Origin of the sequence: Vibrio ordalii ATCC 33509 (genome assembly GCA_000257205.1) — a bacterium.
Taxonomy (GTDB): domain Bacteria; phylum Pseudomonadota; class Gammaproteobacteria; order Enterobacterales; family Vibrionaceae; genus Vibrio; species Vibrio ordalii.
Map to the genome: position 1 here is coordinate 1 of AEZC01000227.1, position 12,543 is coordinate 12,543.

At 43.1% G+C, this 12,543-nt stretch carries 8 protein-coding genes and 4 pseudogenes; 7 read left to right on the top strand and 5 right to left on the bottom strand.

All coding sequences use genetic code 11. The features are described 5' to 3' along the window. From VOR_RS0115010 to VOR_RS0115020, 3 genes and pseudogenes are all read left to right on the top strand, one after another. On the top strand, positions 1-276 hold a 276-nt coding region (locus VOR_RS0115010; protein WP_010320512.1), incomplete at its 5' end, for a transposase. A 449-nt stretch (positions 277-725) separates the two neighbouring features. Further along, positions 726-1,611, top strand: a pseudogene (locus tag VOR_RS18015) (DMT family transporter). 59 nt (positions 1,612-1,670) lie between these two features. Further along, positions 1,671-2,240: a glutaredoxin domain-containing protein gene (locus tag VOR_RS0115020; RefSeq protein WP_010320515.1), complete on the top strand. Its 570-nt coding sequence runs from the start codon at positions 1,671-1,673 to the stop codon at positions 2,238-2,240. 195 nt (positions 2,241-2,435) lie between these two features. Here VOR_RS0115020 and VOR_RS19165 read toward each other — a convergent pair whose 3' ends face one another. The 3 genes and pseudogenes from VOR_RS19165 to VOR_RS18020 form a co-directional block, all read right to left on the bottom strand. Then, positions 2,436-2,570 (bottom strand): hypothetical protein, encoded by a 135-nt coding sequence (locus VOR_RS19165; protein WP_010320516.1) that lies wholly within the window; start codon positions 2,568-2,570, stop codon positions 2,436-2,438. Between the two features lie 103 nt (positions 2,571-2,673). Then, entirely contained in the window at positions 2,674-3,024 is a 351-nt protein-coding gene (locus VOR_RS0115030) for a hypothetical protein (protein WP_010320517.1), read from the bottom strand. Positions 3,025-3,148: 124 nt separating this feature from the next. Beyond that, positions 3,149-4,345: pseudogene (locus VOR_RS18020) on the bottom strand (multidrug effflux MFS transporter). 134 nt (positions 4,346-4,479) lie between these two features. On the opposite strand from VOR_RS18020, the gene VOR_RS0115040 reads away from it, so the two are divergent. Both VOR_RS0115040 and VOR_RS18025 read left to right on the top strand, forming a co-directional pair. Then, positions 4,480-5,364, top strand: coding sequence for a LysR family transcriptional regulator (locus VOR_RS0115040; RefSeq protein ID WP_010320519.1), 885 nt, complete (start codon positions 4,480-4,482; stop codon positions 5,362-5,364). A gap of 212 nt (positions 5,365-5,576) precedes the next feature. Further along, positions 5,577-7,409: pseudogene (locus VOR_RS18025) on the top strand (putative bifunctional diguanylate cyclase/phosphodiesterase). 63 nt (positions 7,410-7,472) lie between these two features. On the opposite strand, the gene shyA reads toward VOR_RS18025, so the two are convergent. Next, entirely contained in the window at positions 7,473-8,780 is a 1,308-nt protein-coding gene (gene shyA / locus VOR_RS0115050; RefSeq protein WP_010320523.1) for a peptidoglycan DD-endopeptidase ShyA, read from the bottom strand. A 185-nt stretch (positions 8,781-8,965) separates the two neighbouring features. Beyond that, a complete protein-coding gene (locus VOR_RS0115055) occupies positions 8,966-9,265 on the bottom strand; it encodes an isoamylase early set domain-containing protein (RefSeq protein ID WP_029627262.1) in 300 nt (99 codons plus the stop codon). 210 nt (positions 9,266-9,475) lie between these two features. Between VOR_RS0115055 and VOR_RS18030 the strand changes: the two are divergent. Both VOR_RS18030 and VOR_RS0115065 read left to right on the top strand, forming a co-directional pair. After that, positions 9,476-11,141: pseudogene (locus VOR_RS18030) on the top strand (SulP family inorganic anion transporter). A 351-nt stretch (positions 11,142-11,492) separates the two neighbouring features. Continuing rightward, positions 11,493-12,543: YjiH family protein (locus tag VOR_RS0115065; RefSeq protein WP_010320525.1), on the top strand; the 1,051-nt coding region annotated here is incomplete at its 3' end.

Below are 12,543 nucleotides of genomic sequence, written 5' to 3' on the forward strand. Positions count from 1 at the left end.
ACTTATCATCGGTCAGAGCTGGTGAGAAATGCGGCCCAAGTGCTCAATATAGAGCTTCATTACCTGCCGCCATACAGTCCCAACTTAAATCCAATAGAGCTGCTTTGGAAAGTAATGAATGAGCATGTGAGGAACAATGCTTATTTCTCCTCGAAAGCAACCTTTACCTCTGCTATCAAAACGTTTTTCGATATGACACTACCAGAAGTCGCAGGCTCACTGCTATCCAGAATTACGGATAATTTTCAGATATTGAAACCTGCATCTTCAAGTTGAACGGGTATATACTCCCTAAGGATTTTGTCCTTTTGGCCAGGCACTCGCTTGGCCTTTTTTATTTGCCGGCATTGCACCACGATAAAACACATTGCACTAGGCTAGACCATGTTTAACAGAGCCAACAATATAAGTTCACTATTTTTCAATAAGTTAAAGGTGGCACATAACCTGCTATATAATAAGTACAAATGCATGGCAGCGTTTGTGCTTCTTTTCAGTGCTAAGGAAGAGCACTGACCGTTCATGTTCTTTCACCCCCTTTTTAGGGGGCTTTTTTTATCCCATCACCACAGTCCATACGCAAAATGTTTGGCGTTTCAGACAAGCGGAAATCAGCAGGGATAACACTTGCTCAAATTTATTGAACCACTCTATTCATTTCAGAGATTGGTTTAACGCTGATAAGTCAGTATGATTCAACGACTTTTTCTATAACCCTCTTCTCTATGACCAAAATACTTCACCACCCGATCCAAGGGGCAAGTTGGATGCTGATCGCAGGCCTCGCTTTTGCGATAGTCAATAGCCTTGCTCAAATCGCCAGTATCAATTATGGCCTGCCATCTACCACGGTGGCGCTGGTTCAATATGCCATCGCGTTAGTCGTTATTTTGCCGTATTTATCAAGGTTAGGGATCCGCTACTCGCTACGCACCGATCATTTAAGCATGCATATTTTCCGTGTGTTTTTATCTGTGATTGGCATACAGCTCTGGTTATGGGCACTCGCCTATCCCGTACCCATTTGGCAAGGTATTGCACTGCTGATGACCTCTCCTCTTTTTGCCACGATTGGCTCAGGTCTTTTTTTAAAAGAGAAAGTGGCTACAGCGCGCTGGGGGAGCAACATTAACTGGCTTTGTCGGGGCGATGATCATCCTTGAACATTGGGCTGACGATTTCAACTTGGCATCGTTGCTGCCTGTTGGCGCGGCATTTTTTTGGGCTTGTTACTCTTTGATGGTGAAAAAACTGTCTGCCCATGACTCACCGTCTACTATGGTGGTCTACCTTTTGATACTGCTCACACCGTTCAATCTGCTGCTCGCTTTGCCAGATTGGCAAACACCGCAAGAAGGTACTCTGTGGCTTATATTGCTTTTTGCGGGTGCGATGACGGCACTGGCTCATTGGGCGATAGTTAAAGCCTATGCAGTGGCAGATGCGTCTTTTGTACAACCTTTTGATCACGCAAAGCTGCCACTGAATGTTTTGGCGGGTTGGTTAGTGTTTGGCTGGGCACCACCTGGGCGGTTATGGCTTGGCGCTGCCATCATTATCGCTTCAGTGGCCTTTATTACTCACTGGGAAACAAAAAAATCTTCGCGTTGAAATAAAAAGTCACTCCACTCTTTCCTATTCTCTAAGCAATGCTTCTTGAGGAAAACACGATGGCAAAACCGATAAAAATCACACTATACCGATGGGCTGGAAGTTGGGGTCCATTTAAAGTCACCATCCCTTGCGGCGAGTGTACTCTCACCAAAGACATTTTGACTGACACCTTCAATAATGAACTGGAGGGCATTCCCATCGAGTTAGAAGTCAAAGACTGGCTATCGTACTGGTGGGAACCCTTGAAACTTGGCGCATGGCACGCCCCAATATTGGTCGTTGAAGGTAAAGTGATCAGCCAAGGAGAAGCGTTAAATCGAGGTGTTTTGGTTCAATCGGTGATCAAAGAGTGGGCACAACGTGACGAGTTAACTGGCAATATTGTGTATGGAAAAGCCACTTGCCCATACTGCGTCAAAGCAAAAAAATTGCTGGATGAAGCGGGAATTCAATACACCTATCATGATGTAGTCAAAGAAAGTGCGGCGCTGTACCGGATGATCCCAGAAGTTAAAGCCATCATCGGTCAAAAAACGCCCGTCACCGTGCCACAAATTTGGCTAGAAAGCCGCTATATCGGCGGGTGTGATAAATTGGAAGATTGGCTAACCAAAAAAAGTCAGTAGTGCTCCAGAGCATCTGGTTACTTTAGAAGAAAAAGTACTGACGCCTCAGAAACCGCCGACTCTTTAGTCAGTAATGGTATACGGGCTCTTTGTGGACGAATGGTGGACGAATTTGCACAGTCATTTTTACCCGAGTAAATAAAGCAAAGCCCCAGCTTGTTACCAAGCTAGGGCTTTTTAATTCTTAGGCATTCACTATTTGCTGAATTTCTTCACTAGCGTTTTAATGAAAGACTTTTTCTTTGCTTGTGGTTTGCCATGCATTGCATCATACATCGCTTTTTTTGCGATCAGTTGACCAACGTAAACACCACCTAATTCATAACCCATGAATCACCTCAACATGTAATTTATTTACCTGACGAGGTGTATATTAGTCCAAAAAAGAACAAAAACAAGACTTGAGTCACAAAATAAAGTAATTAATTTTCAGTTAACCGCGTTTAGGCTGCTTATAGGTTTTACCAGCAGCCAAGTAAGTTTCTTTCTGCTTAACTTCAAACATGGTTTCAAAAAACCAAGCAACAAACTTAATAACGTCATCGCCTTCATTCATAATGTGTTCGACAAACTCTTCTTCTTCACCTTGCTCATTTTCTTGCAACACGACGTGGTAAATGCGTTGCTCCCCATCCACTTCGGCTAAAGCGAACTGGCCCACTAACGTTAAGGCTGCTTCAGCAATATCTTGATCTTCAAATACTTTCAGCATGTCTAACGCTTGAGGAAGTGTTTTTTGCTCGCACAAGCTTTTGACTAATGCTTGAAATTCATCTTGTTGCATTGATTTTTCCGTCGAATTAATGTCGCCGAGATTATACCTCAAATTATTTCTCTTGTGCCGACATGTACGATGCAAATGCACAACTAGACTTAAACCGCTTCAAACCGGAAGGGTATAAACAGCATTAAGCGAATTTGCTTTGACGTAAGCGATAGGAAGAACACAACACCAAAAACATAGCGCAACTGGTTGCTAAATAGAACCAGCCTAGCGACATCTGACTCGTGATCCATCTTTCCACCAAGTATCCCCCTAAGAATCCAGCTAAACACATTTGAATGGAGCCGGATAAAGCCGCAACGGAGCCCGCTTGAGTTTTGTGTGGCCCGAGCAGCATGCTGGTGGATAATGGAAATGAGATACCTTGCGCAACCGTTAACCAAGTAAATCCCCACACTAAATTAAACACGCTCATCGGTGTTATCAGTAACCAAACACCGGCAAAAGCGATAATGACAATCGCCAAAGCAAGTAAACGCTGGGATGAAAAACGATCATTGAGTAAGTTAACGGCAACACTGCCTATCATCAAACCCGCGGAAGGGATGATCATTACGGTTCCATAATCGGCGGCCGTTAACCCCAACTTGTTTTGCAAAAGAAAAGGCAGCACCGACAGAGTCACTAAGCTAGATAAATAGCTGATCCAGTTGTAACTGGCGCTGGTCAGCACTTGGGAATTTTTCAATAGTAGCAAGTAGTTATGCAATACGGCCTTCGGTTGAAACCGATATTTCGCGTATGGCAACGTTTCTGGCAATATCCACCAACCTAAAATAAAAATGGTACAGATATACACTAATACGAACACAAACACGGACTGCCAACTTAAATGAAAGGCAAGCTACCCACCGAGTACGGGGGCAATAATGGGCATAATTGAGGCGGTGATGGCGATGTAAGAAAGCGCCTTTGTTAATTGCAGACCATCATAACTGTCACGCAGCACACTGCGGCCAAGAACAGAAGCACTTCCCGCGCCAAGCCCTTGCAGTAGGCGACCAGCAGCCAACGCATGAAAATTATCCGAAAAACAGACACACAATACTGTACCGGCCAAATAGATCCCCTGCCCGAGTAAAAATGTCGGGCGTCTACCAACCGCATCAGACAATGGCCCGTAAAAAAGCTGTGACATTCCAAACGCCACTAAAAAGAGAGTGACGAGCCATTGAATACTGGCTTGGTCAACCATTAAGTCTCGGCTGATCAGCGGCAGTGCAGGTAAATAGATGCTCACCCCAACTTGGCCCGTGGCAATGATCATCATCGCCAATAACATCGGCGTCTTTTTAAATGGTGTGCTAGCGAGAGTTTTCATGGATTGCTAAGTGAGCTCTTATCGTCGGTAGATGTGGTGTCAAAATACGTTTTCAGTATATATTGGCAACTCAGATTTGATAATAAAGCACTCAGGAAATGAATTAGTTCCAATGAGGAATGAGTAGGGTAACGATGGATTGGATACAAAATGTTAAAACATACATGCGAGTGGTTGAAGAAGGCAGCTTTAACGGCGCGGCACGTAAGCTCAATACCACCAGCTCAGCCATCAGTAAACGAGTACATTGGCTGGAAGAGAAAATTGGCGTGCAGTTACTTAAGCGCACCACACGAACGGTGACACAAACCGAAGCGGGTGCTCTCTTTTATGAGCGAGCAAAAGCACAACTTGAAAGTTGGCAATCGGTGGTTGATGAAACACGATCTGTCAGCCAAACTCCCGCTGGCCTGCTAAAAATTGGGGCGACACTCTCTGTGGGCTCAAAATTTTTGGTGCAGTATTTAGATGAATTTCTACAGCGCTACCCTGACATTCGAATCCAACTGACCACAACAACTCCGGGGCAATTGCCCGAACTTCACCTTGATTTATTCATCAGCCGAGAAATTGACCAACTCAACTCCCTCAGTTTTAAAGCCTCCCCCCTATTTGAACATAGGGCCGGCTTTTATGCTTCTCCTAACTATATTGAAAAATATGGTATGCCCAAATCCGCCGAACAACTTCAACAGCACAATGTCTTGATTTGGGGAGAACACACAACGCGCGAATTAAAAACCTCCACGGGCAAACGCCTATCCGTATCGGGTAATTTCGCGACAACCAATCCAGAAGCACTTTTCTATGCAGGCAAAAATGGCATGGGAGTGATTGTCACCAACGATGTGATGGTCAAAGAAGAGCTACGTTTGGGCAATTTGGTACGTTTGCTACCCGATATCACCGTTGATCAAGCAACGGTTTACGCTTATTACCCTAAACTTGATTATCAACACACTCGAACTCATTTATTTCTCAACTACTTAAAAGAAAAATTAACGAATGAAGCTAAGTAATCAAATTAGTATTACGGATATTTTGATCACAAAATGGGGCACAAGAAACAATCTATCCTAGAAAAAAGTCTCCATAAAACTCTGTAACCAAGCCACTGAATAAACAATATTTTATTTTTTACATCTCAAGTCCCCATCATTGCGAGTGGCAAAAATGCGCAATATCGACCATAGTCACTAAGTGCATATTCTAAAAAAACAGAGTACGACATATGACTATAACATCATTGGCTAGGGATGCAGTTAGTCTAAACACCATAAACAAGCTCATGCAACTCGATGGTCCTGAGTTACACGATAGAGCTACTTTGGTGCTGCATACACATTTTCAAACCTGCTGTACATGCATTGTCGAGGTCGACAATTTACATTACAGGGCTCATGCCTTATCCCATGCTGGCAAATCGCCAGACGACAGCGATACAGGTTATCCGCTTAGGGGAACACCATATGAACAAGTATGGAAATCAAAACAGGAATACTGTCTCTTCCCGTCACACGTGATGAGCCTATTTCCCAATGACAAGTTTCTGATTGAAAATAAGATTGACGCTTATATCGGTATTCCCTTACGCGCCCAAAATGGCGAGGTGATAGTAATTCTCGTGTCTACTTTCTATTCGTCCATCGAGGATGAGGAATCCGTGATTGGCTATCACCAGCTCATTGCTAACATAGTCGTACACAGTTTGCGCAATAAATGGCTAACTGAACGCTCTGATAGATTGGTGAATCAACTTAACTATGAAGTTTCTCACGACAATCTAACCGATTTAATGAATCGCAGTTATCTAGCTGACAAATTAGAACGTTTGGTTGAAACGACAGATAAGCCTTTTACTCTTGCTTATTTAGATATTGATAATTTCAAAGCGCTCAATGATTCACATGGTCACTACATTGGCGATCAAATCATTAAATTTGTAGCTAATACTATCATTCAAAACGTTTCGGAAGAGCATTTAGCATTTAGAATTGCAGGGGATGAATTCGCGTTTATAACTTTTTCTAACGATCCGCTGCAAATCTGTCGCAACATATTGGATAAACTGGATGTGGGTTATATCGACGCATCACATCATATTAAAATTAGCTTAAGTATCGGCATCTCTAAAAAAAATCAAGAAGCCATTACGACCGATCAACTGATTCTCAACGCCTGTTTAGCGCTCAAAGAGTGCAAGCAAACTCGCAACAGTAATATCCGTTGTTATGATACCCATTTGAGTAACCAGTACCATCGCCAAACTCGAATAACTGAAGCACTACGCAGTGAACTCAGTAAACCAACCAGTAGAAATAGTGAAATATTCGTAGTGGCGCAGCCAATCGTCAGTCGTGATCAGAATGAGTGGAATTATTTTGAGATCCTCACTCGCTGGAATAGCGAAACTCTAGGTAGCATTTCACCAATTGAGTTTATCAATACCGCAGAACAATCAGGTTTAATTGTGGAGTTGGGAGAACGTATTGTTGAACTAGCCTGTCTAGCAAAAGTTGAATTAGAGGAGGGCTTAGGATACAAGGTAAGATTAGGACTTAACTGCTCGGCGCATGAACTTACCAACTCCAATCGTTATCTTGAACACTTAATGCAAACCCTTGATCGATAAAACTTTAAACCAAATGAGTTTACGATTGAACTCACTGAAACCGTGCTGCTTTCACAAACCAGTGAAGTAAGATACATCTTAGATAAGCTCAGACTGCTTGGTTTTATGATTGCGCTTGATGACTTTGGTACTGGCTATTCAAGCTTAAATTACATCCACAGCTATCCCATCGATTGTATTAAAATTGATGCCACTTTTATCAAAAACATGCTGTGTAGTGAAACTGCGGAGAGCGTAGTTTGGCTCATTATCCAACTTGCAAATCAACTTAAAGTCGATCTTGTTGCTGAAGGGGTAGAGAGCCAAGAGGCACTTGAAAAACTCTATGCTATGGGATGTGGGCAGATCCAAGGCTACTACTTTTCAAAACCCGAAACACCGCTCTCTATCGTGACTCATTGGAACAATATCAATCATGTACAGCGTGCATAAAAAGCCCCCTCAATTTAAAAATCAGGGGGCTATCGGGCTTATTATGCTTATTATGCTAACTCATTAAGAATCTTGGTCAGCCAAAGCTCCACTAGTGGCATAACGCAACTCTTGTTGTTTAAGCATAGAATCGAGTTCATTGCGCCTTGCAACAAAGCCCGCCATCTCTTTTTTAGGCACTGAATTTGCCATTGGAATATTAGCCGTCATGGCATTCACCGCGCGATCTCGAATCATCAGCTCATAATGCAGATGAGGCCCTGACACACGACCTGATTGTCCTGATAAACCGATCCGATCACCCCGTGATACTTTCTGACCTTTACGCACTAAAATTTTACTCAAATGCAAATAGCGTGTTTTGTAAGTACTGCCATGCTGGATCACTACATAATTACCCGCATAAGGGTGGTTGCGCGTCATGATCACCGTGCCATCGCCAGTAGAAAATACAGGTGTACCAACTGGCACACCAAAGTCAGTACCATTATGCGGTGCAACTCTTTTTGTCACTGGATGCAAGCGATGCGCATCAAAATTAGAGGTAATACGTTTGTTTGTCGTAGGATAACGCTGAAATGCACGCTGCAGGCTATCGCCATTCTTGTCATAGTACTGCCCATCACGGTGTAAATAAGCAGAAACGTCTTTACCTCGACTATAGATTTTAATCGCTTGGATTTCACGGTTACCCGTCAACTTTTCACCGACAAATTGACGAGATTGAACCACTTCAAATCGGTCACCAACCCTAAGATCACGGGAGAAGTTGAGCTTATCTTTAAGTAAAGAGACGATCTGCTCTATCTCGGCGCTGCCTAATCCTATCGAATTGACCGACTGAGAAAAGCTGCCTTGGATCTCACCAACCATAGCAAACTCTTTCCATATACCCGGTATTTTAACATCTTGAAACTCATAGGTACCATCTTCTAGGCGTGAATACACCGCACGCTCGACTAGGCTAAATTCCAACTCCATTTTGGAAAGCGCATTTCCGTCTTGTGCTTTCCAAAACCTAAGGATGTTGCCAGGCTTCAACGTATCTAATGCGAGATAGTTTAAATCGGTTTCCATAATCTTCATCAAATCTTGATAACCGAAACCAAGTTGATTAAAGATGGTGCTTAAATTGTCACCAGGTTTTATCTCATATTCAAAATCTGGAAGGTTTTTCACATCAACAGTGTCAGACAAAATCGACTGAACAATTTGAGTGTCAGTAATAGAGAGCTCAATTTGGCGCTGTAAGGAGCTATCCTGAATAGATGAGGAAAACGCGATGGCCGCGACAATCGGCAGGCCAATAACCGACGCTTTCTTTGGAAGTGAAAGCTCAGAAAAGCGCAGAATGAGAGAACGAGAAAGCACTATCTACCCTGTTGATTAAGTCAAAAGAGCCTCAAGATTAAGACTTTCTGTTTCAAAAGTCACCTATCTCGTGTAATTCTAGGGTCAAAAAGGCACCGAAGTGCCTTACAATAAATCAACGATTACCAGTAAAAATGAGTGCTGCCCTAGTCATGCTGCACACTTTAGCAAGGCTTATCAATAACCTATTGATAAGTCGTCACTAGGCTATTTTCCTCTCCAAAACCATTGGCAATGTACTGGTCAGCACTAGGGTCATTAACCCATTGTTGGTCATCCAACAAGTAACGAAATTGAAATTCAGCATCTTTAGGTAAACGGGTTTTAAATTTAAAACTATTACTTTTCGCTACCTTTTTCATTGGTTCTGGTTGCCAGTCAAGAAAATCCGCCACTATCGCAACATGGCCAGCAGTCTCTGGAGCATCCAGTTCAAAGGTCACTTCGACTTCTTCTTTTGTTTTAAAAAAACGTTTATTGATCATCACAAACTCCATCTCTGTATAAAAACATCCTACCTAGTGAATCATAAGAAAATAGACTCACATCCACAACTCTAAATAGTAAAAATTCCGCCGCCGAACCATTATATTTATAGCCTCTGTGGAATATTCCCCCTCTTTACAGCATTTTAAATGAGCGTAGAATTCACCGCGCTTTCTACGAACCCCCTATTTTCAATAAGGTTATCAATTATGTTTGTCATATATGAATCCTACAAAGCCGGTCTGTTACGACCAAAACAGTGGTTAAATAATATCAGTGCAGGTTTGATTGTAGGGGTCGTTGCTCTGCCACTGGCGATGGCATTTGCTATTGCTTCTGGCGTAAAACCGGAGCAAGGGATATACACCGCCATTATTGCAGGCATTATCGTTTCACTGTTTGGCGGTTCGCGAGTACAGATAGCCGGTCCAACGGGCGCTTTCATCGTGATACTCGCTGGAATTGTTAGCCAGTACGGGGTCAGCGGGTTGCAGATAGCCACTATGATGGCGGGTGTGATTCTATTGGTTCTTGGTTGGGGCAGCAAAACTCGGTAGCATTATCCACTATATTCCTGACCCCGTAATCGTCGGCTTTACCAGTGGTATTGGTGTCATCATCTGGGTTGGGCAATGGCAAGAGTTCTTCGGTCTTCCCAAGATCGAAGGTGAGCATTTTCATCAAAAATTAGTGTCTATTTTCCATGCCTTTCCGCAGATGGATTGCGCTACAACAAGCCTTGCGTTGTTTTCGCTCACGCTGGTTATCTTCGGTCCTAAGATCCCGAAGCTCTCGAAAGTACCAGGGCCGCTGCTTGCTCTCGTCACCGTTACCGTGTTGCAATATTTTGTTGGCTTTGAAGGGATCCGCACGATTGGATCGGCTTTTGGAGGCATACCTCAAGGCCTGCCAGAGTTTTCGCTTCCAGAAGTTAGCTTCTCTCAAATTATTCTATTGATTGGTCCTGCTTTTGCGATTGCTATGCTGGGCGCGATTGAATCATTGCTTTCGGCGGTGGTCGCCGATGGTATGGCGGGCACCAAACACAACTCAAACCAAGAATTAGTCGGCCAAGGTATCGCTAATATCGTGGCTCCACTGTTCGGTGGCATTGCAGCGACAGGCGCCATTGCACGTACTGCAACCAATATACGCAACGGGGGGACAAGCCCACTTTCGGGCGTGGTGCACTCGCTCACTCTGGTCATTATCCTTATTGCACTTGCACCATTAGCCGTCAATATTCCACTGGCAGTACTCAGTGCGATTTTGTTCGTCGTAGCATGGAACATGAGTGAAGTTCCCCACTTTATTAAATTGGTTAAACGCGCACCCAAAGCCGATGTGGTTATTTTGTTGCTAACCTTTGGATTAACCGTGTTTGCTGACTTAGTGGTCGCCGTCAATATCGGGGTGATCATCGCTACCCTTCACTTTGTAAAACGTATGGCATCTAGCGTTGAAGTGAAAGCCAGTACACATCATGAACTCAGTGCTGATCTACTTCGTCATGGGCAAACTCAGTTACCAAGAGAGCTCGCCGTTTACGCCTTAGAAGGCCCATTTTTCTTTGCTGCGGCTGAAACCTTTGAGCGTGTGATGAGCAGCATTCAAGAGCAGCCAGAAATTTTAATTATTCGCCTTAAATGGGTTCCATTTATGGACATTACTGGCCTGCAATCCATTGAGGAAATGATCGAAAACTTCCACAAAAAGAATGTGCAAGTGTTGATCTCTGGTGCAAATACCCGTGTGGCAATGAAACTGAAAAAAGCGGGGATTGTTGATTTGGTCGGTGAAGATAATTTCTTTAGTCAATTCGATGATGCGCTTAGTGTTAGCTTACAACGTTTGAGTATCAGTTCAGCTCAATAAAGCTCATTGGACCTATACATTTTTGGCCTTTAGCCTGCGGTTAAAGGCCTTTGACTGACCCGTCCCTCTTACCTTAACCACCCAGTTTTCCGCAGCCCTCCTTAAGTCTTTGTAAAACGGACGCCTCAATCAATAACAGAGTATTAACCAATGCAACAACAGCAAAACAAATGACCGTGTTATCTGAGAATGACAGCTCTTTTATTTGAATACTTAACCTTTGTTAATGAATAGTATTGCAAGCCATTTTAAAAATAGATATTCTTGCCTGCAATGACTAAATAGAGCTATTTAGTGCATTTTTATGCCACCAGTTGGTGGCTATTGACCCGCAGTAATACGAGACACAACATGCAAGATAACGCTCAAACTATTGAAGCTCCTGTAGCACCAACACAAAGTAGCTTTTGGATGTTTTTCATCCCTTCGTTAATTGGTCTATTTTTGTTTATGGCGCCAATTAGCTACCAAGGTGACTTAACCATTCCAGTTGCCGTCCTTGCTAAATCTATTCAAGCTATTTTGGGCGATTACCTTGTTGCAATAGTGACAGTGATCATCGCCTTTATGTCTGCAGCTTCCATTTTATGTAAAATTTTTCAACCTGCATTCATTACAAAGAGTCCTTTCTTAAATGGGCTTTTTAATCCATCTGTGCTTTGGTTAGCCGTCCGTGTATTTGGTGGTATCGCCGTCATCATGACGTTTTTCCAAATCGGCCCTAAGGCTATCTGGGAAGAAAACACTGGCGGTATGGTTCTTGAGGGTTTATTACCCACTTTATTTTCTGTATTTATTTTTGCCGGGCTTTTGCTGCCTTTACTGCTTAACTTCGGGCTGCTAGAGCTATTTGGTAGCTTATTAAGCAGAATCATGCGTCCAGTTTTTAACCTTCCAGGCCGTAGTGCAATTGACTGTATGGCTTCTTGGTTAGGTGATGGCACTGTTGGTATCTTACTAACCAGTAAACAGTACGAAAACAAATTTTATACTCAACGTGAAGCTGCTATTGTTGGTACAACATTTTCTGCCGTATCAATTACCTTCAGCTTAGTCGTTATTGCACAAGTGAAACTAGAACATCTGTTCTTGCCTTTTTATGGCACCATTTGCCTTGCAGGCTTTGTAGCGGCGATCATCATTCCTCGCCTGCCACCATTAAGTTTCAAAAAGAATACTTACATTGATGGGACATCTCCTGCTAAAGATGCAGATGCAGTTCCAAATGGTCACACGTCTTTCTCATGGGGTATGGAATTAGCGCTAGCAAAGGCAAGCCAAGTCAAATCTGCAAAAGCTATTTTCGCTGAAGGTATCCGTAACGCTGTTGATATGGTGTTTGGCGTATTACCTATCGTGATGGGTTTGGGTACTATGGCTTTGATTATTGCAGAATACACCT